At 71.3% G+C, this 20,065-nt stretch carries 18 protein-coding genes; 13 read left to right on the forward strand and 5 right to left on the reverse strand.

Features of this window, described 5'->3' with window-relative positions; genetic code table 11:
• Positions 1–10: 10 nt before the first annotated feature.
• Both PYR72_RS05500 and PYR72_RS05505 read right to left on the reverse strand, forming a co-directional pair.
• Positions 11–1,237 (reverse strand): thiolase family protein, encoded by a 1,227-nt coding sequence (locus PYR72_RS05500; RefSeq protein ID WP_275454173.1) that lies wholly within the window; start codon positions 1,235–1,237, stop codon positions 11–13.
• Positions 1,234–2,352 carry a DUF5938 domain-containing protein gene (locus PYR72_RS05505; RefSeq protein ID WP_275454174.1) on the reverse strand — a complete coding sequence of 373 codons (1,119 nt, stop codon included), beginning with the start codon at positions 2,350–2,352 and terminating at the stop codon, positions 1,234–1,236. Before PYR72_RS05505 ends, PYR72_RS05500 begins: the two co-directional genes overlap by 4 nt.
• A 235-nt stretch (positions 2,353–2,587) precedes the next feature.
• On the opposite strand from PYR72_RS05505, the gene PYR72_RS05510 reads away from it, so the two are divergent.
• The 5 genes from PYR72_RS05510 to PYR72_RS05530 all read left to right on the forward strand — a co-directional run bounded on the left by PYR72_RS05510 (position 2,588) and on the right by PYR72_RS05530 (position 6,664).
• Entirely contained in the window at positions 2,588–3,547 is a 960-nt protein-coding gene (locus PYR72_RS05510; RefSeq protein WP_275454175.1) for a helix-turn-helix domain-containing protein, read from the forward strand.
• Between the two features lie 137 nt (positions 3,548–3,684).
• Positions 3,685–4,332 carry a 3'-5' exonuclease gene (locus tag PYR72_RS05515; protein ID WP_275454176.1) on the forward strand — a complete coding sequence of 216 codons (648 nt, stop codon included), beginning with the start codon at positions 3,685–3,687 and terminating at the stop codon, positions 4,330–4,332.
• A gap of 30 nt (positions 4,333–4,362) precedes the next feature.
• On the forward strand, positions 4,363–5,052 hold the full coding sequence (locus PYR72_RS05520) for an HAD family hydrolase (protein ID WP_275454177.1): 690 nt from the start codon (positions 4,363–4,365) through the stop codon (positions 5,050–5,052).
• 106 nt (positions 5,053–5,158) lie between these two features.
• On the forward strand, positions 5,159–5,707 hold the full coding sequence (locus PYR72_RS05525) for a putative immunity protein (RefSeq protein WP_275454178.1): 549 nt from the start codon (positions 5,159–5,161) through the stop codon (positions 5,705–5,707).
• Positions 5,708–5,806: 99 nt separating this feature from the next.
• Complete coding sequence (locus PYR72_RS05530; RefSeq protein WP_275460335.1) at positions 5,807–6,664, forward strand: peptidase E; 858 nt, start codon at positions 5,807–5,809, stop codon at positions 6,662–6,664.
• 56 nt (positions 6,665–6,720) lie between these two features.
• On the opposite strand, the gene PYR72_RS05535 is transcribed toward PYR72_RS05530, so the two are convergent.
• The 3 genes from PYR72_RS05535 to PYR72_RS05545 all read right to left on the reverse strand — a co-directional run bounded on the left by PYR72_RS05535 (position 6,721) and on the right by PYR72_RS05545 (position 10,763).
• Complete coding sequence (locus PYR72_RS05535; RefSeq protein WP_275454179.1) at positions 6,721–8,163, reverse strand: aldehyde dehydrogenase family protein; 1,443 nt, start codon at positions 8,161–8,163, stop codon at positions 6,721–6,723.
• Between the two features lie 40 nt (positions 8,164–8,203).
• Positions 8,204–9,751, reverse strand: a complete 1,548-nt coding sequence (locus PYR72_RS05540) for an amino acid permease (protein WP_275454180.1) — start codon at positions 9,749–9,751, stop codon at positions 8,204–8,206.
• A 127-nt stretch (positions 9,752–9,878) separates the two neighbouring features.
• A complete protein-coding gene (locus tag PYR72_RS05545; protein ID WP_275454181.1) occupies positions 9,879–10,763 on the reverse strand; it encodes a dihydrodipicolinate synthase family protein in 885 nt (294 codons plus the stop codon).
• Between the two features lie 192 nt (positions 10,764–10,955).
• Here PYR72_RS05545 and PYR72_RS05550 point away from each other — a divergent pair, with 192 nt between their 5' ends.
• From PYR72_RS05550 to PYR72_RS05585, 8 genes are all read left to right on the forward strand, one after another.
• On the forward strand, positions 10,956–11,663 hold the full coding sequence (locus tag PYR72_RS05550) for a GntR family transcriptional regulator (RefSeq protein WP_275454182.1): 708 nt from the start codon (positions 10,956–10,958) through the stop codon (positions 11,661–11,663).
• Positions 11,664–11,777: 114 nt separating this feature from the next.
• Positions 11,778–12,539 (forward strand): SDR family oxidoreductase, encoded by a 762-nt coding sequence (locus PYR72_RS05555; protein WP_275454183.1) that lies wholly within the window; start codon positions 11,778–11,780, stop codon positions 12,537–12,539.
• Between the two features lie 34 nt (positions 12,540–12,573).
• On the forward strand, positions 12,574–14,022 hold the full coding sequence (locus PYR72_RS05560) for an FGGY family carbohydrate kinase (RefSeq protein WP_275454184.1): 1,449 nt from the start codon (positions 12,574–12,576) through the stop codon (positions 14,020–14,022).
• Positions 14,019–15,425: an NAD(P)/FAD-dependent oxidoreductase gene (locus tag PYR72_RS05565; protein ID WP_275454185.1), complete on the forward strand. Its 1,407-nt coding sequence runs from the start codon at positions 14,019–14,021 to the stop codon at positions 15,423–15,425. The genes PYR72_RS05560 and PYR72_RS05565 overlap by 4 nt, the downstream gene beginning before the upstream one ends.
• Entirely contained in the window at positions 15,422–16,714 is a 1,293-nt protein-coding gene (locus PYR72_RS05570; protein ID WP_275454186.1) for an FAD-dependent oxidoreductase, read from the forward strand. The genes PYR72_RS05565 and PYR72_RS05570 overlap by 4 nt, the downstream gene beginning before the upstream one ends.
• 74 nt (positions 16,715–16,788) lie before the next feature.
• Entirely contained in the window at positions 16,789–18,411 is a 1,623-nt protein-coding gene (locus PYR72_RS05575) for a GMC family oxidoreductase (protein ID WP_275454187.1), read from the forward strand.
• Positions 18,408–18,902, forward strand: coding sequence for a hypothetical protein (locus PYR72_RS05580; protein ID WP_275454188.1), 495 nt, complete (start codon positions 18,408–18,410; stop codon positions 18,900–18,902). Before PYR72_RS05575 ends, PYR72_RS05580 begins: the two co-directional genes overlap by 4 nt.
• 104 nt (positions 18,903–19,006) lie before the next feature.
• Positions 19,007–20,041 carry a proline racemase family protein gene (locus tag PYR72_RS05585; RefSeq protein ID WP_275454189.1) on the forward strand — a complete coding sequence of 345 codons (1,035 nt, stop codon included), beginning with the start codon at positions 19,007–19,009 and terminating at the stop codon, positions 20,039–20,041.
• Positions 20,042–20,065 lie beyond the last annotated feature (24 nt).

The following is a 20,065-nucleotide window of genomic DNA, read 5'->3' on the forward strand; positions in this document are numbered from 1 at the left end:
AGTGGGTTGGTCAGGCGCCGAGCAGGGTGACGGCCGCGACGGCTTCTTCGCCGGCGTACATGCCGCCGCCGTTCTCGGCGAGGGCGATCCGGGCGCCGGGCACCTGGCGGGTGCCGCACTCGCCCCGCAGCTGCCGGGCGAGTTCGTGGACCTGGGCGAGGCCGGAGGCGCCCATGGGGTGGCCCTTGGACTCCAGGCCGCCGGAGGGGTTGACCGGGAGCCGTCCGCCGAGGGTGGTGGCGCCGGAGTCGGCGAACTCGCCGCCCGCGCCGATCGGACAGAAGCCCATCAGTTCGGTCTGCAGGAGTTCACCGAAGGCGGCGGCGTCGTGGACCTCGGCCACCGAGACGTCGTCGGGGCCGACACCGGCCTCCTCGTACGCCCGCTGCGCGGTGAGGCGGCTGACGGAGGTCGCCCAGTCGGCCGGCGCGCGCCCGGTGCCGGTGCCGAGCACGCAGGCGAGGACCCGCACTGGCCGGGCCGCGGTGAGGCGGCGCAGTCCGGCCGTGTCGACCACGACCGCCGCCGCGGCGCCGTCGGTGAGCGGGGCGCACATGGGCACGGTGAGCGGGTCGTTGACCGTGCGGGCGGCCAGGACGGCCTCGGCCGTCATCGCCACGCGGTAGTGGGCGAGCGGGTTGTCGACGGCGTGGGCGTGGTTCTTGGCTGAGATCCGGGCCAGTTGCGCCTTGGTGGTCCCGAAGTCCCGCATGTGGGCGCGGGCGAGTGCCGCGTAGATGTCCATGAACCGGCTGCGTGGGACCGTGTCGTCCGGCACCTCGCCGCCGAGTTCACGCAGGACCGCCTCGACGCCCTCGGGGTCGTGGACGTCCATGCCGCCGTCGAAGAGGCCGAGCATGCGCTGTTTGTCGCCGGTGTTGGTCTTCTCGACGCCGACGGCCAGCACGGTGTCGGCCGCGCCGGAGCGGACGTGCAGCACGGCCTGGTGCAGGGCGGTGGTGGCGGTGGCGCAGGCGTTCTCGACGTTGGTCACGGGGATCCGCTCGAAGCCCATGGAGCGCAGCGCCATCTGGCCGCCCACGACGTTCTGGCCCTCCAGCACGTCCTGGCAGGTGTTGCCGAAGTACGCCGCCTGGATGTCGCCGAGTTCGGCACCGGCGTCCTTGAGTGCCTCGGTCACGGCCTCCCGGGTGAGTTCCTTGACCGAGGTGTCGAGGCGCACCCCGAACGAGGTCATGCCGGTGCCGACGATCCACACGGGCTCGGTCGCGCTCACGCCCGGGACTCCTCGGTGATGCGCGCGAAGCCGTACGACTCCAGGGCGCCCATCAGCTCGCGGTGGCCGAGGAGTTCGGCGGGCGAGCGGAAGCCGGTGCCGTGGTAGGTGTTGCCGAGCAGCCGCATGGCCGCGTACGCCTGGATGAGTCCGGTCATCTGGTAGCCGGTGGTGCCGTGGATGACGACCCGGGCGGTGGCGGTGTTGCCGCGGGCGGTGCACCAGTCGATGGACCGCTGGTGCTGGCGGTTCTCGCGCGGCGGGCTGTCCGCCGTCATGCCGGAGGCCATCTTGTCGAGGACGGGATAGAGGGCTTCCTCCGGGAGCCACTGGAGGGAGACCTTGAAGAGGCGTTCCAGGTCGACGACCCGTCGCCAGATGGTCTGGTTGCGCATGGCCACGAACATGCGGCAGTCGCGCACCCGGCGGTCGTCCCGGAAGAACACCGGGAGGGCGGTGCCGCCCCAGTTGGTGCCGGTGAGCACCAGGCCGGAGCCGGGTACGACCACGTCCTGGACCTGGACGCCGTCGTACTTCTTCAGCAGGCCGTCCTCCAGGTAGAAGGCGTCGGCCCGGATCACGTCGAAGATCGACTGGGTGGAGCCGACGGTGGGGATGGCGTTGGCGTACGACCCCAGTTCGAGCGTGTCGACGCCCGGGGTCTCCAGACAGATGCGGGCGGCGATGTCGTGGACCGCGTACTGGACGGACATGGCGCTCGACGCGGCCCGGCCGACGGCGGCGAACTGCGGCCCCCACTCGTCGAGGAAGCGCAGCATGTGGGTCTGTTCGCCGGCGGTGTCGATGTAGTGGCATCCGGCCGCGATCGCCGCTTCCACGACGGCGGGCGCGTACCGCAGGAACGGCCCGACCGTGTTGCAGACGACCTGCCGGCCTTCGAAGAGGCGGGTCAGGGACTCCACCGAGCCGTCCGTCTCGGCGATCTCGTAGTCGGCGGTCTCGATGCCCGGGACCTTGTCCATCACCTCCTGCAGCCGCGCCTTGTTCCGGCCCGCGGCGACGAAGGGTATGTGGTACTCACGCAGATACTCGGCCACCAGACGGCCTGTGGAACCGCTGGCTCCGTAGATGACGACCGGACGCAGGTCGGTCACGGCTGCTCCCTTCCGTGGGGTGCCGGGAGGTGCCCGAAGGAGGCGGCTCCGGCTTCTGTGACGGTGAGGAGAACAGTGCGTGACATCGGTTCGCGGTGCTTGCACGGCAGCGCAACCGCAGTTGTCCATTCGTGCACGGGGCGGGCGCGGGACGCCCGGTGACCGGTGGACGTGACACCGTTCGTTGCGCGGAAGCCGCCGCCTGCGTTAACTAGGGTCCCTGGAGGTGGTGCGTGTGAACGCCACGGTCACCTGGTCGACGCGAGGGCTGCCGCCGGCATCGGTCCGGGACGCGTGGAGCGAGAAGATGGCGGAGGTCCATCTGCCGTGGGACCTGTCCTACTCCCGGCAGGACCACCTCGACGCCACCGTCCGCTACCGGCAGCTCGACTCGTTGATCGTCTCGCAGTTCAGCGGCGGGGGGTATTCCGGGCACCGGAGTCCCGACACGGACTCCCGGCTCGGCGGCCCGCGCATCGGCGTCATGATCAATCTCAGTGGGCGGCTGGTCTGCCGCCAGGGTGACGACACACTGGTCCTCGGTCCCGACCAGCTGCTGCTGTGGGACAGCGAGACGGCCGAGGGCTTCGACGCGGTCGAGCCCCGCCGTGAGCTGTCGCTGATACTCCCCCGCGAGCAGGCGCCGCCCGCCCTGGCGGCCGTCGCGACGAGCGGCCGCGGGGCGGTGTCCGTCACCGCGGGATCCGGACTGGCCTCGATAGCCGCCGACCAGCTCCGGGCCATCACCCGCGAACTCGACCACCTCAGCGACGCCGGGCTCGCGATCGCGTGCCAGAGCCTCTTCGACACCCTGGACACGGCCCTGGACTCGGCCCGGGCCCCGGCCGGCGCCCGCTCGGCGCTCCGCGAGGCCCTCCTGGTCCGCGTGCGCCGGTACATCGATCACCACCTCGACGACGCCGACCTGTGCGCCTCCTCCGTCGCCGAGGCCCACGACGTCTCCGTACGGACGCTGCACCTGGCGTTCGCCGACACCGGCACCACGGTCGGCCGGTGGATCCGCGCACGGCGGTTGCGGGCCTGCTACCGGGACCTGACCCGGGCCGGCGGCACGGCCTCGGTCACGGACGTCGCCTTCCGGTGGGGCTTCAACGACGTGGCGCACTTCAGCCGTGTCTTCAAGCAGGCGTACGGCGTCACCCCGAGCAGTGTGCGCAGGGGGTCCGCCCGGTAGTTCACTGCGCTCGTCGTTCATCGCGAGCATGTGCGCAACTGTCGACAATCGAGTATCGACCATGTACAAATGGGGGACCGCACGGAGAGTGGCGGCACACGCGGAAGGCTGCGCGCACGGAGGGCTCGGGTGTCACGGTGAGATTTCCGTTCAGGAGGCCCGCGACGGACTCCGTTCTGGAGCAGGAGTGGCGCTCGGCCGAGTACTGCGTGATCGATCTCGAGACGACGGGGCTGGACCTGCGGCGCGACGACATCATCTCCGTGGGCGCGGTGCCCGTCCGCGAGGGCCGCGTCGACCTCGGTGACAGCTTCTACTCCCTCGTACGTCCACGATGTGCCGTCTCGGTGGCCTCCATCAAGGTCCACGGGCTGCGACCGGGCGATCTCGACAGCGCGCCCGATCCGGCCGCCGTGGGGCAGGCGCTCTCCCCACGCCTGTCAGGCCGCGTGGTCGTGGCCCACGCCGCGTGGATCGAGCGGGCGTTCCTCGGCCGCATGCGGAGCACCGTGGGGTGGTCGGGGGTGCGGGCGGTCATCGACACGGCGGCGCTCGCCCGCGCCACCGGCTGCTGGACCGGACACGATTCCGGCCGCGAGCCGCCGCTGGAACTGCTGGCCCGCCGGCTGGGGCTTCCCGTGTGCACCCCTCATCACGCCCTGGGCGACGCCCTCACCACCGCGACCGTGTTCCTGGCTCTGGCGGCCAGGGCGGAGCGCACCCGCCACCCGTCCGCCCTCTCGGTCCGCGACCTGTGCGCGCTGTCGAACGCGCACGCCCACTGAGCCACACCGGCACCCACGAAAGGGGCACGAGTGAGCAGCACCCCATCCGTCGAGGCGGTCCTCTTCGACTGGGACGGAACCCTGGCCGATTCGGAGCACATCACCGTGGCCGCCCTCAGGACGGCCTGGTCGCATGTCGGCGCACCGGGCGAGCCCCCGGTCGAGCGCTTCCTCGCCATGGCGGGTCAGCCGGCGGCCGACATCCTCGCGCGGCTGGGCCTCCCCCCGGCCGCGCTCGAACCGTACAGCCGGACGGCTCGCGCCCTGGTGGACCGGACGCGCCTCTTCGACGGTGCCCGGGAGCTGCTGACCGAGTTGCGCGGGCGGGGCGTACGCGTCGGCGTGATCACCGGCAAGGACCGGGACCGCATCGAACCGACCATGGAGTTCCTCGGTGTCGGCCACCTGGTGGAGGCACTGGTCACGCCCGACGACGAGCCCGCGCCCAAACCCTCGGCGGAAGGAGTCCGGTGGCTGCTCCGAGAACTCGACGTCGCTGCCGGGCGGGCGGTGCTGGTCGGTGACTCGGTCGCGGACATGGAGGCCGGACGGGCCGCCGGTGTACGGACGGTCGCCTGCACGTGGGGGACGGGACGCGAGGACGATCTGGCCCGCTGCGAGCCCTGGAAGACCCTCTCCTGCTTTTCTCAACTGACCGACCTGCTGCTCCACTTGACCTCGGCGCCCCTCCCCTCGCCTCGGCCGGTTCCTGGGAGATGAGCCTGCGCCACTCCGAAGTCTCGGACCACAAGGTGCCGTGACGTGTTCTCCGGCTCCTCGTGCCGGCCGTGGGTGGCTGTCCGGCGTGATCGTGGAAGATGGACGTATGACGGGGGACATCAGAGAGATCGTTCTGAGCACACAGGACCTCCGTGAGGTCACCGCGTTCGCCGCGGCCTGTGCGGAGGCGGTGCTCGCGCTGTTCGAGGCCGATCGGCCGGACGACTCGCGGCCTCGCGACGCCGTCCGTACCGCGTGGGAGTTCGCTCGGGGCGGCGAACGCGGAAAGTCCCTGCGCGAGACCGCGTGGGCGGCACTCAAGGCGGCCAAGACCGCGGACACCGCGGCCGCGCGCGAGGCGGCGTGGGCGGCGATGTCCGCGGCAGGCGCCGCCTATCTGCACCCGCTGCCCAAGGCCACCCAGGTCAAGCACATCCTCGGAGCCGCCGCCCACGCGGCCAGAGCGGCCGAACTCGTCGCAGGCGACGACCGGAACGTCGGTGCGGAGTACGTCGAGCAGGCGGTACACCGTGCGACACCGGTCGTGGTCGACGTGCTCCGACGCTTCCCCGTGGCACCGAGCGGGGGCGGACGGGTGGGTGAGTTGATCCGCATGCTGGACGCCGACCTGCGTGCACGCGGGCTCGCCGGGTGACCTTCGGCGCTCGGACGACGTGGCCTCTCCGGTGAGCGGTCAGCAGGTGAGGGGGAACCGGTCGGTGGTCCGGCCGTGGTGTGACGGCGTATGGCACTTGTGGAAGCAGGGGTCGGCTCGGCATCGTTCGGGACATCGTCTGTTCCGGTCGGGACATCGTCTGTTCCGGCCGACTCGTGTCCCGAGGAGGGCCTTCCCTTGGCTGTCACTCCCGTACATCGTCTGGCCCTGCTCGGGGGCGGCTTCTCCACGGACGACGACGGTCTGCTCGACGACTGGGTGCTCGGTCTCGCACGGGTTTCCCGGCCCAAGGTGTGCTTCGTGCCCACCGCCGGCGGCGATGCCCCCGCCTACGTCGACCGGTTCCTCTCCGCGTTCGCGCCACGCGCCTGTGAACCCGGTGTTCTGCCGCTGTTCCGGCGGGAGTTCGATGACGCCGCGTTGCGCACGTTTCTGCTGTCCCAGGACATCGTGTACGTAGGGGGCGGCAACACGGCGAACCTGCTCGCGGTCTGGCGTGCTCATGGTGTGGACCGGCTGATGCACGAGGCCTACGACGCCGGCACCGTGCTGTGCGGGATCAGTGCCGGGGCCAACTGCTGGGCCGAAGGGTCGCTTACCGACTCCTTCGGACCGCTGACGTTCCTGCCGGACGGACTGGGCCTGTTGTCCGGCTCGGTCTGTCCGCACTACGACAGTGAGCCGGGCCGCCGCTCCTCCTACCGGGCGGCCGTGGGCACCGGCGCACTCCCCGCAGGGTGGGCGCTGGAGGACGGCGTCGGCGCTCTCTTCACCGACGGCCTCCTGACGGACACGGTGACCCGCACGCCGCGGGCTTGCCTGTACCGGGTCGAGCCGAATGAAGGGAAGGCAGCCACGGAGCGTGCTCTGCCATGTTCCTTGCTCCTGGACAGACCTGCGCCGGGCGCCGCGTCCGCCCCCGTTCAAGAGGGTTGACGCAGCGCCCGGCATCAGGCCCGTTCGGGAGGCTGGACCGCGGGGAGGCGCGGTGGTCAGTCCAGGCTGATGACGACCTGCTTGACGCGGGTGAACTCCTCGATGCCGGCGGTGCCTCCTTCCTTGCCGTGCCCGGAGGCGCCGAAGCCGCCGATGGGCAGTTCGGGGCCGACGACCATGTGGTTGTTGATCCACACGTTGCCGAAGTCGAAGGCGTTGGCCACGCGCAGGGCCCGGCCGACGTCGCGGGTCCATACCGAGGCGGCGAGGCCGTACGGGACGTCGTTCGACTTGGCGATGGCGTCGGCCTCGTCGGTGAAGGTCTGGACGGTGACGACCGGGCCGAAGATCTCCTCCTGGACGAGGTCGTCGTCCTGGCGGAGACCGGTCATGAGGGTCGCCTGGTAGTAGTAGCCCGGCCGGTCCACGGGCGCTCCGCCCAGCACCAGCGTCGCGTGGTCGGGGCGGTTCTCCACCAGACGGTGGACGCTGTCCCGTTGGTGCTGGGAGATGAGCGGGCCGAGGACCGTGTTCTTGTCCGAGGTGTCGCCGATGACGACACTGCCCAGGCTCTCCTTGAGGGCTTCGACCACCCGGTCGTGGGCGGACTCCTGCACCAGCAGCCGGGTGGCGGACATGCATTCCTGACCGGCGTTGTAGAGCGCCCCGTTGGTCAGGACGGGTACGGCCTTCTCCAGGTCGACGTCGTCGAAGACGACGACGGGGGCGTTGCCGCCGAGTTCCAGGAGGGCGCGCTTGGGGGCCTCCGCGGCCACCTGTCCGATGCGGCGGCCCGCCCGGGTCGAGCCCGTGAAGGAGACCAGGTCCACCAGCGGGTGGGCGACCAGCGCCTCCCCCACCACGGCGCCCGTGCCGAGGACGACGTTCAGGACGCCGGGCGGCAGGATCTCCCCCGCGAGTTCCACGAAGCGGGTCGTGGACAGCGGCGTGTTCTCGGCGGGCTTGACGACGACCGCGTTGCCGGCGGCGAGCGCCGGCACGATCTTCCAGACCGCCTGCCACAGCGGGAAGTTCCACGGTGTGATCGCGGCGACCACGCCGACCGGTTCGCGGCGCAGGAACGAGGTGTTGCCCTTGGCGTACTCCCCGGCCGGCTGCCCGGTGGTGGCCCGCGCGGCCCCGGCGAAGTGCCGCAACGCGTCCACGATGCCGGGCAGTTCGCCGGTGTGGGCGGCGGTCCACGGCTTGCCGGCGTCGGCCACCTCCAGGTCCGCCAGTTCCGTCAGCCTGGACGTGACCAGGTCCGCGAGGCGGTGCAGGGCCGCGGAGCGCTCGCCGGGAGGCGTGGCCGCCCAGCCGGGGGCGGCCCGGTGGGCGGCGCGCACCGCCGCGTCGACGTCGTCCGCGGTCGAGTCGGTGAAGGAGGCGATGTGGGCCCCCGTGCTCGGGTCCAGCACGTCGATCGTTTCGCCGGAGGAGCCCGGACGGCTCACCCCGTCGACGATGTTGACCACGGTGGGCTCGGGCGAGGTGCTCATGAGGGCATCTCCTTCGCTGTCGTAGAGGGTCCGGAGACAATCAGGCCGAGGCTTCCACATCGTCGGGTGCGACATGCGAGGCCCCTTCGGAGTGTCGTCCGTGCTTGGGGATGAGGGCGTACAGCACCGCGCCGACGACGATGGCGCCCAGCATGCCGCCTCCGACCTGCTCGGGGTTCTGCCAGATCAGGACCACGACCAGCAGCAGGGACCAGGCGACGGCGAGGACGAAGACGAGCGGGCTGAGCCGGCCCAGGTTGAAGGGGCGGGCGGGGAGCTTGCGTGCCAGCAGGCCGTACAGGCCGCTGGTGACGACCACTCCGTAGGCGAGGGCCCAGGCCAGTGAGGTGAGTCCGGCGAGGACCGCCAGTGCGGTCGCGGAGAAGGAGGCGGTGACGGCGAACACGACGGACATCGCGAACAGCACCAGCGTGGCGTTGACCGGGATGCGGTTGGCGGCGACCTTGCGCAGGGTCTTCGCGGCCGGGATCTGCCCGTCGCGGGCCTGGGACCACAGGACGCGGACGCCGGTGAGCTGGAGCATGGTGCACGTCGCGACGAGCGCGACGATGGCGACGACCTCGAAGATCTCGGTGACCTGGGTGCCGACGGCGCTGTCGAGGATGAACTTGACCGGGGTGTCGCTGCCCATGACGGCGTCGACGTCGGGGATGGCCAGGTAGAGCAGGGCGATGAACAGGATGCCGTACAGCCATGCCGCGCTGTTGGCGAGGAAGGCGCCGAGCGGCGCCTTGCGGGCGGCGTCGCGGGTCTCCTCCGCGGCGTTCCCGGTCGAGTCGAAGCTGGAGATGATGTAGGCGGGCAGCAGGAACGCGAAGAGGAACGGGGTGAGCCACTGGCCGTTCGTGACCGTGCCGCCGGTGTCGTTGAGGATGGAGGCGGGCTGGGTGTCGTGGCTGACGAACAGCAGGGCACCGACGACCAGGACGGCACCGACGAGTTCCGCGACGACACCGATGTTGTTGGCGAGGGCGGCGATCCGCACTCCGGCCACGTTGATCAGGGTGACGAACGCGATGATGCCGAGGGCCCACCACATGGTCTCGGCGTTGGTGAGGGTCTCGACGTCGAACCATCCGGCGACGTACGGCACCATGCTCCAGGCCACGGCCGCCACCGACACGGCGTGGGCGAGGACGATCCACCAGCCGGACTGCCATCCGAGCCAGGGGTGGCGTACGAGGCGGTTCTTGCTCTGGGACAGGATGCGGGTGTTGATCTGGTAGACGCCGCCGGCGAGCGGATAGGCGGACACGAGTTCGCCGACCGCCAGACCCACGATGAACACCTGGAAGAAGCCGCCGATCACCCATGACCAGAACGAGGCGGGCCCGAAGAAGCCCAGTCCCACGATGAGCGTGGTGAAGCAGGCGGAGGCCACGGCGATGGAGCTGAACTGGACACCGAAGCTGGAGAACAGGCCGATGGCCCGGTTCAGTTCCTGCTTGTAGCCGAGCTTGGCCAGGTAGGCGGTGTCGTCGAGGGCGGACGCGTCGAGCTGGGCGTCCGACTCGTAGGAGTCTGCGGGTCTTGCATCGGGTGACTGCGCCGGGGAGCGGTCTGACATGGTGACCTCACTGTGCTCTGGGTCCTTCGGGGACGAGCGGGGCAGGGGGCGACGGGGGGTGGCGTGTGGACCGGTACGGGTGCCGCCGCGCAGGGCCGGAGGGTGAGGAGGCTCCGGCCCTGCGGCGTCAGGCGCTGTGGGGCTTGAGCAGCGCTTCGAGCTCGGCGTAGCGCTCGCTCTCCAGGGGGCCGATGGGCTCCCGGGCCGGGCCCGCGGAGTGGCCGGTGATGTCCAGTGCGGCCCGGACCGCGGGGACGTATCCGCCGCTGACCAGGAACTGCATGATCGGGAAGATGCGGTCCCAGTCCTTCTTGGCCGAGGAGATCTGGCCGGCCTGGACCGCGTCGTAGATGGCTACCAGTTCGGGGGCGATGAAGTTGGCCGCGCCGACGATGGATCCGGCGGCGCCTTCCAGGAGGGAGGCGAAGAAGAGGGTGTCCCAGCCCACGAGGGTCTTGATCTCGTCGCCGTGGTCGTGGATGAGGCGTGCGGCCTGGCTGAGGTCGCCGGTGGTGTCCTTGACGTGCGTGATGTTGCCGGCCCGCCGGGCCAGGTCGACGACGTGCTCCGCGGTCAGGTTGACGCCGGTCGCCACCGGGAGGTTGTAGACGACGACCGGGACGGAGACCGATCCGGCGATGGTGAGGAAGTACTTCTTGATCTCCTCGATGGTCAGCGGCTCGTAGTAGGGGGCCACGGCCATCACCGCGGCCGCGCCGGCGGCCTCGGCGTGCCGCGCGAGGCTCACGGCCTCCTTCGTCGTCATGGCGGCGACGTGCGGGACCACCGGAACGCGTCCGGCGGCCTGGTCGATGACCACCTCGGCCACCTCGCGGCGCTCGTCCCCGCTGAGCGAGGGGAACTCCCCCGTCGACCCGTTCGGGACCAGGCCGTGGATGCCGCCCGTGATGGTCCGCTCGACGAGGTCACGCAGTCCGCCCACGTCGAGGGAGGCATCCTCCGGCCGGAACGGAGTGGCCACCGCGGAGAACACTCCAGCGAGCTCGGTCATAGGACTCGTCCTTTCGAGTGGAAACTGTCGACAATCTACTCTCGACCGTCTCCACTAACAAGAGTCCACGCATCCGGCCGCTGTCAATACCCCGCTCATCAGCGAGAACCCGGGACCACCCCGAACCGGGCGGTAATCTGTGGGAAGCTAGCGGTCGACAATCGACCAAGAACGAAGGGGCAGGGATCTCCGGTGGCCGTCACACGGATCGCGTCGAATACCAGGTCGGAGAGCGTGGTGACGATGCTGCGCAACGCCATCCTCGACGGCACCTTCCCCGCCGGGAGTCAGCTTCGCGAGACCCACCTCGCCGAGGAGATGGGTGTCAGCCGCACGACCCTGCGCGAGGGCCTCCAGCGGCTGGACGAGGAGGGCCTGGTCACCCGCGTCCCCTTCCGCGGTTCCTTCGTGGCCGAGGTCAGCAGGGAGGTCATCGCCGAGATCGAGAGCCTGCGGTCGGTCCTGGAGCCGTTCGCGATCGAGCGGGCCCTGCCGTCCCTCATGACCGCGGAGGGCAGCGCGGAACTCGTGGAGGCGGTCGAGGCGCTGACGGAGAAGGCCGAGGCGGGGGACGTCGCCGGCTGCATCGACACCCACCTCGCCGTCCACCGGGCGCTCTACCGCGCGGCCGACCACCGAATGCTGTTCGACATGTGGCTGAGCTGGGAGTCCCAGCTGCGGCTCTTCCTCGCCGTGGACCACCAGTCCTTCGCCCACCTCTCCGACCTGGCGGCCAACCACCAGCGGCTGCTCGCATGCATCCGCTCGGGCGACCTCGACCGGGTGCGGGAGGAACTGACCACTCACATCCGCCCGGGACTCCCCGCCCCCGACAGCCCCGAGGAGGAGAGGCCGGCCCCGCGAGCCGGGAAGCCGTCCCGGGCGAGGAAGAAGGCGTAGGGCCCGGCCACGCCGAACAGATCGGCGAAGGCCCCCTTGACAGGGGGCCTTTCCTTTGGAAGTTTTCTGTCGACAATCGTCAGTCGATAGTTGGACGAGAGCTAGGTGATCCCCATGGGTCTGCTGCTGGAGAAGGTCGTGCTCGTGACCGGTGCGTCGGCGGGCATCGGTCTCGCGACGGCCAAGCACCTGCACGACGAAGGGGCCAAGGTGGTCGCCACGACCCACAGCGAGGCCGGCCTCAAGGTCCTCACCGACCTGGTGGACAGTGACCGCTGGGAGGTCCGCATCCTCGACGTCACCAATGAGCGACAGGTCGAGGAGGCCGTGGAGTTCACCGTCCGGCGCTTCGGGCGCCTGGACGGCATCGTCAACAACGCCGGGGTCCTCCTCCCCAACGACACGGCCTCCGCCACCGTCGACGAGTACGACCGCACGTTCGACGTGAACGTCAAGGGCGTCTTCCTGGGCTCGAAGTACGCCATCCCGGCACTGGTCGCGGCCGGCGGCGGCGCCATCGTGAACATCGGATCGATCAACTCGCTGGCGGCCGAGAAGCAGCTCGCGCTCTACACCGCCAGCAAGGGCGCGGTCCTGATGCTGACCAAGGCCATCGCCCTGGACCACGGCGGCGAGGGCATCCGCGCCAACGCGGTCTGCCCCGGCTTCGTCGACACCAAGCTCAACGTCCCCCACTACAACCGGCTCGGCGGCCGCGAGGCGCTGGACGCGGCGCTGCCGGAGTGGCAGCCGATCGGCCGGGCCATCGAGCCGGTGGAGATCGCGCAGTCGGTCGCCTTCCTGCTCTCCGACCATGCCAGGGCGATCACGGGAACCGCGTTCGTCGTCGACGGCGGCGTGCTCTCCAAGGCCTGAGGCACCACGTCGGACGGAGCGGTGAGGTACGGCAATGACAGAGAATGTGCTCGCCATCGACCAGGGCACCTCCGGAACCAAGGCGATCGTCGTGTGCCCCGAACGGGGCGTCATCGGCCGGGCCGAGGCGGAGGTCCGCCCCTCGTACGGCCCGGGCGGCTCGGTGGAACAGGACCCGACGGAGCTGCTGATGTCCGTCCTCACCGCCGCCCGCGAGGCGGTGCGTGACAGCGGGGAGGACGTCGGTGCCGTGGGGCTCGCCAACCAGGGCGAGACGGTACTGGCCTGGGACCGCACCACCGGCAAGGCGCTGACCCCGGCCCTCGGCTGGCAGGACCGCCGCGCCGCGACCGTCTGCGAGCGGCTGCGGGACCGGGGCGAGGAGCTGGCCGCACTCACCGGCCTCCCTCTGGACCCCTACTTCGCCGCTCCCAAGATGGCCTGGCTGCGCGAGCGGTGGACACGCGAGGGAGTCGTCACGACGTCCGACGCCTGGCTGCTGCACCAGCTCACCGGCCGCTTCGTGACCGACGCGGCCACCGCGTCCCGCACCCAGCTGATGGACCTGGACACCACCGGCTGGTCGGACACGGCGCTCGCGGTCTTCGGACTGGACGACGAGCCGCTCCCGGAGATCGTCGACTGCGCCGGGACGATCGGCGAGACCGAGGTCCTGACCGGTGACCTGGTCCCGGTGACCGCGGCGATCGTGGACCAGCCCGCGGCCCTGTTCGGCCACGGCCTCCTGGCCGCCGCCACGGCCAAGTGCACCTACGGCACCGGCGCGTTCCTGGTCCTGAACCAGGGCACGGACAGCAGACGGTCCACGGCCGGCCTCACCGCCTCGGTCGCCTGGCGGCTGAACGGGAAGGCGACGTACTCGCTGGACGGCCAGGTCTACACCGCCGCGTCGGCGGTGCGCTGGCTGGTGGATCTGGGACTCATCGAGAGCGCCGCCGACCTGGACCGTGTCGGCGGCGGCGTCCCCGACAGCGGCGGGGTCGTCTTCCTGCCCGCGCTCGCGGGACTGGGGGCGCCCCAGTGGCAGCCCCAGGCCCGCGGCTCCCTGACGGGACTGGCCCTGGACACCACGACGGCCCATGTCGTCCGGGCACTCGCCGAAGGCATCGCCGCGCAGGTGGCCTGTCTCGTCGACAGCGCGAGCACCGACACCGGGCGCGGCATCCGGTCCCTGCGGGTGGACGGCGGGCTGACCCGTTCCGCCCTCCTCATGCAGGCCCAGGCCGACCTGCTCCAGGTGCCGGTCGAGGCCGACCCCGCGGCGGACACCACCGCACTGGGCGTCGCGGCCCTGGCCGCCTACGGCATCGACCCCCGGCGCGAACCGGGCACGGCGGTCCCCCGACGCGGCCCGGCCAGAACCTACGAACCACGCATCGGCCCGGACGAGGCACAGGAGCGGCTGGACCGGTTCCGGCGCGCCGCCGAAGCGTCCGTCGCACACGCGCGGGAGACGACATGACCCTCACGTCCAGGCAGACACAGTTCGACGTCCTCATCATCGGCGGCGGCGACGTGGGAGCCGCCATCGCCCGGACACTGGGCCGGCATCCGCTGCGGGTGGGACTGGCCGAAGCCTCCTCCGACATCGGCGACGGCACCTCGAAGGCCAACACGGCGATCCTGCACACCGGCTTCGACGCCACACCCGGCACGCTGGAGTCCGAGCTGGTCGCGAAGGGCTACCACCTCCTGCGGGACTACGCCGCCGCGGCCGGTATCCCCATGGAACCCCTGGGCGCCCTGCTGGTCGCCTGGGACCGGGAGCAGCTGGACGCCCTGCCGGGTCTGGCGGAGAAGGCCGCCAGGAACGGCTACACCGAGACCCGGCACGTCGAACGTGACGAGCTCTACCGCCGCGAGCCCCATCTGGGCCCGGGCGCGCTGGGCGCCCTGGAGATCCCCGGGGAGAGCATCATCTGCCCCTGGACCACACCGTTCGCCTTCGCCGTGGAGGCACTCGGCTACGGCGTGGAGATCCTCCTCGACACCGAGGTGCGCGGCGTACGGCCGCAGCCCGACGGCAGCACGCTGGTCGAGACCGGCAACGGGACACTGCGCACCCGTTATCTGGTCAACGCCGCCGGGCTGCGCAGCGACGAGATCGACCGCATGCTCGGCCACGAGGACTTCACGGTCACCCCGCGCCGCGGCGAGCTGATCGTCTTCGACAAGTTCGCCCGCTCCCTCGTCCGCCACATCCTGCTGCCCGTGCCGACCGCGCTCGGCAAGGGGGTCCTGATCTCCCCCACCGTCTTCGGCAACGTGATGCTCGGCCCCACGGCCGAGGACCTCGACGACAAGACGAGGACGGCCTCCTCCCCCGAGGGGATCGACACCCTGCTGGCCAAGGGCAGGCGGCTGATGCCGGACCTCCTGGAGGATGAGGTCACCACGGTCTACGCCGGGCTGCGCGCCGCCACCGAGCACGGTGACTACCAGCTGCGCCTGCACGCCGACCAGCGCTACGTCTGCGTCGGCGGCATCCGCTCCACCGGGCTGACCTCGGCCCTGGCCATCGGCGAACACGTACGGGACCTGCTGGGCAAGGCCGGACTCGAACTCGGCGAGCCTGTGCCCGCCCGCATCCCTCACATGCCCACGATCGGCGAGGCCTCGCTGCGGCCCTACCAGCGGCCCGACCTCATCGCCGAGGACCCGGAGTACGGAACCATGGTCTGCCATTGTGAGCGCGTCTCCCGGGGCGAGATCCGCGACGCCCTCGCCTCGCCGCTGCCCGCCCGCACCCTGGAGGGCCTGCGCCGTCGCACCCGCGCCACGCTCGGCCGCTGCCAGGGCTTCTACTGCGGTGCCGAGGTCCGTCACTTGCTGGCGCAGTCGGCTCCGGCGGGTGAGGGCCGGTGAGCGGGCAGGCCCGTGCCGACGGGCGCACGCGGCGGCACGTGGACGTCGCCGTGATCGGTGCCGGCCCCGCCGGGCTCGCCGCCGCGACGGAACTGGCCCGGCAGGGCGCCGGGCACGTGGAGGTGCTGGAACGCGAGCAGGAGGGCGGCGGCATCCCCCGCCACTCCCACCACACCGGCTACGGGATGCGCGACCTGCACCGGGTCATGAGCGGACCCGCCTACGCGCGGCACCTCCTCGACGCGGCACGGAGAGCGGGGGTCACCGTACGGACCGGTGTCTCGGTGACCGGCTGGGACGGGGGGACGGCCGAGACGCTGACCCTGGAGGCGACGAGCCCGCGGGGCCTGGAGAGGGTGACGGCCCGCGCGGTCGTCCTCGCGACGGGCGCCCGCGAACGGCCGCGTACCGCACGCCTGGTGGCGGGCAGCCGCCCGGCCGGTGTCTTCACCACGGGCCAGCTCCAGCAGACGGTGTACACCCACGGGCTGCCGGTCGGCCGCGAGGCGGTGATCGTGGGTGCCGAGCACGTGAGCTACTCGGCGCTCACGACGCTCTCGCACGCCGGTGTGAAGGTACGCGCCATGATCACCGGTCACGACCGGCCGCAGACGTACGAGGCGTTCCGGATCGGGGCGCGGCTGATGTGGCGTACGCCCGTGCTGACCCGGACCAGCGTCGAGGAGATCGTCGGACGGCGTCGCGTCGAGGGCGTCGTGGTGCGGCACGCCGACGGGAGGCGGGCGTCCCTCGGCTGCGACACGGTCGTCTTCACCGGCGACTGGATCCCCGACCACGAACTGGCCCGCCACGGGGGCGTGCTGCTCGACCCGGGCACGCTGGGGCCCGCGGTGGGGACCGACCTGAGTACGTCGGTCCCGGGCGTCTTCGCGGCCGGCAACGTGCTGCACGCCGTGGAGACCGCCGACGTGGCCGCGCTCGACGGGCGGGCCGTCGCGCGCGGTGTGCTCGGGCACCTCGCGGCCCGCGGAGACACCCCGCCGGGCAGGCGTCTCGTCCCCCTGCGCGTCAGCGAGCCGCTGGCCTGGGTGGCACCCAACCTCGTCTCGGCCGTCGCTCCCGCACCGCCGCGCGGGCACTTCGTCCTCTGGAGTGCGGCCGTGATCCCGGGCCCCGCGGTCACCGTGGTCCAGGACGGCCGCGTGCTGCACCGGCAGAAGTGGTCGCGCACGCTGCTGCCGGGACGGCCGCGGTATCTCGCGGCGGACTGGACGACCGGCGTGGACGACTCCGGCGGGCCCGTTCGGGTGCGCGTGGATTCCGCCTGACGGTCGGCGTTGACTTGCCTCGAAACCCACCACATGATGGACAACAGTCGACAATCGACAGAGGAGTGGACCGCATGGTCTCAGCACCCAGCGACGTGGCCGACGTTCTCGTCATCGGCTCCGGGCCCTCCGGCGGGGTCATCGCGCACACGCTGGCCGCACGCGGTTTCCGCGTGGTCTGCCTGGAGCAGGGCGACTGGGTCAACCCGACGGACTACCCGGTCAACCATCCCGAGTGGGAGCTGCTGATCCAGAACCAGTGGGCCCACGACCCGAACGTCCGGAACCTGCCGGCGGACTACCCGCTGGACCTGTCCGACTCGGACATGGCGCCGATCATGTACAACGCGGTCGGCGGCTCCAGCCTCTTCTACGGCGCCGAGTGGCCCCGGCTGCTGCCGTCCGACTTCGCCGTCCGCAGCCTCGACGGCGTGTGCGACGACTGGCCCATCTCGTACGCCGACCTCGCCCCGTACTACGACCGGATGGACCAGTTCATCGGCGTCTCCGGCCTCGGCGGCGACCCCGCCTACCCCGAGGGCCTCGACTACCCGCTGCCCCCGCACCCCCTCGGCAAGGCGGGCCGCCGGGCGGCCGCGGGCATGAACGCGCTGGGCCGGCACTGGTGGCCGGGCACCAACGCGATCCCGAGCCAGAAGTTCAAGGAGCTGTCGCAGTGCGCCCGTTGGGGCACCTGCGAATGGGGCTGTCCGGAGAGCTCCAAGGCCTCCGCCGACATCGCCTTCTGGCCGCACGCCCTGCGCTCCGGGGCGACCCTGGTCACCGGCGCCCGAGTCAGCCGGATCCTCACCGGCAAGGACGGCCGCGCCGAGGGCGCCCTGTGGATCGACCGCGAAGGCGTCGAACACCGGCAGCTCGCCCACGCGGTCGTCGTCTGCGCCAACGGCATCGGCACCCCGCGCCTGCTCCTGCTCTCCGCCTCCGCCCAGCACCCCGACGGCCTGGCCAACTCCTCCGGCCTCGTCGGCAAGAACCTGATGCTCCACCCCAACTGCTCCGTCACGGGCTTCTACGACGAGGACCTGGAGAGCTGGCGCGGACCCGCCGGGCAGCTCATCCACTCGATGGAGTTCTACGACACCGACCCCAAGCACGACTTCGTCCGGGGCAGCAAGATGCACGCGCTGCCCACCCCCGGACCGCTCACCGCCCTGGAGACCCAACGCTCGCTGCCGTACGACGAGTTGTGGGGTCCGGCGATCCACCGTATGGCGCGCTCCCATGCCGGGGGCATCCTGTGGGCCGCCAACACCGAGGACCTGCCGGACGAGGCCAACCAGGTCACCCTCTCCCCCGACCGGACCGACGCGCACGGGATCCCCGCGCCGAAGATCAACTACCGGATCAGCGAGAACACCCGCAAGATCCTCAAGTTCTCGGTCGCTCGCATGGAGGAGGCCCACGCGGCGTCCGGAGCCGAGCGGACCTTCGCCGTCGAACTCTGGACCGACCAGCCGGGGCACCTGCTCGGCACGGCGCGCATGGGCGACGACCCGGCCACCTCCGTCGTCGACTCCTACGGCCGCGCTCACGACGTACCGAACCTCTTCCTCGCGGACGGCAGCATCTTCGTCACGAGCGGCTCGGCGAACCCGACCTGCACGATCGCGGCACTCGCCCTCCGCGTGGCCGAGAACATCGCCGACACCGCCTCCGATCAGAAGGTGACGCTGTGACTCCTCCGACCTCCTCGCCACAGCCCCCGCGCCTGTCCGTCCCGGCGAAGTTCCGGGCTCCACGGCTGGTCACGGACGTGGAGCTGGCCACTCTGCGGGCCGTGGCCGACGTACTGATCCCGGAGACCGACACCGACCCCGCCGCCACCCGGGCCGCGGAGTACGACGTCTGGCTGCGCCGCGCCGTGGACGCCCGGGCGGACTCCTTCGACCTGCTCGCGGGCACGCTCGCCGCGCTGGAGGGCCAGTCCCCGGCCCTCCTCGACGCCGCCCTGCGCCGCCTGCACGCCGAGGAACCGCCGGCGTTCGCCGTGCTGTCGGCGGTCGTCGCCGGCGCCTGGCTGATGGTCCCCGAGGTGAAGGCCGCCGTCGGCTATCCCGGCCAGAAGCGTGACGTGCCCCGTCTGGAGGAGGCCGTCGACCAGATCTCCGACGGCATCCTCGACCCGGTCCTCGAACGCGGCCACTTCTACACGCCGGCTCCCGAGTGACCGGTCCCGGGTGTCACACCCGGTGGACCCTGTTCCCCGTCCTCCCCACCTCCCCGTACGCCAACGAAGCACGACGCGGCCACCGCGCCGCGTGAGGAGTCCCCATGCGCTGGAGCAAGGTCCTGAACGTGGTCGAGTGCCATGCCGCCGGTGAGATCGGCAAGGTCGTCACAGGGGGCGTCGGCGACGTCCCGGGCGAGACCATGTTCGACAAGAAGCGCTACCTCGAAGAGCATCTCGACGACATCCGCAAGCTGCTTCTCTTCGAGCCGCGCGGTGGCGTCGTGCACAGCGCGAACATCGTGCTGCCGTCCAACCACCCCGAGGCCCAACTCGGTTATGTGATCGCCGAGTCCACCGAGTATCCGGCGATGTCGGGCAGCAACACCATCTGTACGGCGACCGTGCTGCTGGAGACCGGCATGCTCCCCATGCGGGAGCCGTACACCGATGTGGTCCTGGAGTCGCCGGCCGGTCTCATCCGGCTGCGCTGCGCGTGCAAGGACGGCAAGGTCACCGGCGTCCGCTTCACCAACCAGCCCGCCTTCGTGTACCACCTCGACGCGAAGGTGGAGGTACCCGGGCTGGGCACCCTGACCGTCGACGTGGCCTGGGGCGGCATGGCCTACGTCATCGCCGACGCGCCGGCGCTCGGCTTCGGGCTCACCCCGGACGAGGGCCGCGACCTCTGCGTCACCGGCCAGAAGATCAAGGAGGCGGCGGCCGAACAGCTCCCGGCCGTCCACCCCGAGCACCCGGAGTACGCCGGCATCACCCAGACCGAGTTCGCGGGACCCCTGCACCGCGAGGACGACGTCCTCACCTCACGCAACGCCGTGGTGGTCTCGCCGGGCCGCCTCGACCGTTCCCCGTGCGGCACCGGGACCAGCGCACGGCTGGCCGTCATGCACCGGCGCGGGCAGATCAAGGCCGGGGAGACCTTTGTCCACGAGTCGGTCATCGGCACCCGCTTCTCCAGCAGGATCGAGGAACTCACCCGGGTCGGCGACGTCCCGGCGGTCGTCCCGAGCGTGACGGGACAGGCGTGGATCACCGAACTGTGCCAGGTCGGCTACGACCCGAGCGACCCGTTCCCCGCCGGCTACACCCTGTCCGACACCTGGCTCACCACCCTCTGACGCGCGCCCGATCCTGAGAGACCC

The sequence above is a fragment of the Streptomyces sp. VNUA24 genome (genome assembly GCF_029167005.1).
Classification (GTDB): domain Bacteria; phylum Actinomycetota; class Actinomycetes; order Streptomycetales; family Streptomycetaceae; genus Streptomyces; species Streptomyces scabiei.

What these genes read in the sequence shown, in the direction of transcription:
- PYR72_RS05525 (WP_275454178.1), top strand. Translation starts at nt 5,159, where the DNA reads ATGACGGGGGACATCAGAGAGATCGTTCTGAGCACACAGGACCTCCGT.
- PYR72_RS05535 (WP_275454179.1), bottom strand. Translation starts at nt 8,163, where the DNA reads ATGAGCACCTCGCCCGAGCCCACCGTGGTCAACATCGTCGACGGGGTG.
- PYR72_RS05560 (WP_275454184.1), top strand. Translation starts at nt 12,574, where the DNA reads ATGACAGAGAATGTGCTCGCCATCGACCAGGGCACCTCCGGAACCAAG.
- PYR72_RS05565 (WP_275454185.1), top strand. Translation starts at nt 14,019, where the DNA reads ATGACCCTCACGTCCAGGCAGACACAGTTCGACGTCCTCATCATCGGC.
- PYR72_RS05575 (WP_275454187.1), top strand. Translation starts at nt 16,789, where the DNA reads ATGGTCTCAGCACCCAGCGACGTGGCCGACGTTCTCGTCATCGGCTCC.
- PYR72_RS05585 (WP_275454189.1), top strand. Translation starts at nt 19,007, where the DNA reads ATGCGCTGGAGCAAGGTCCTGAACGTGGTCGAGTGCCATGCCGCCGGT.
- PYR72_RS05555 (WP_275454183.1), top strand. Translation starts at nt 11,778, where the DNA reads ATGGGTCTGCTGCTGGAGAAGGTCGTGCTCGTGACCGGTGCGTCGGCG.
- PYR72_RS05545 (WP_275454181.1), bottom strand. Translation starts at nt 10,763, where the DNA reads ATGACCGAGCTCGCTGGAGTGTTCTCCGCGGTGGCCACTCCGTTCCGG.
- PYR72_RS05540 (WP_275454180.1), bottom strand. Translation starts at nt 9,751, where the DNA reads ATGTCAGACCGCTCCCCGGCGCAGTCACCCGATGCAAGACCCGCAGAC.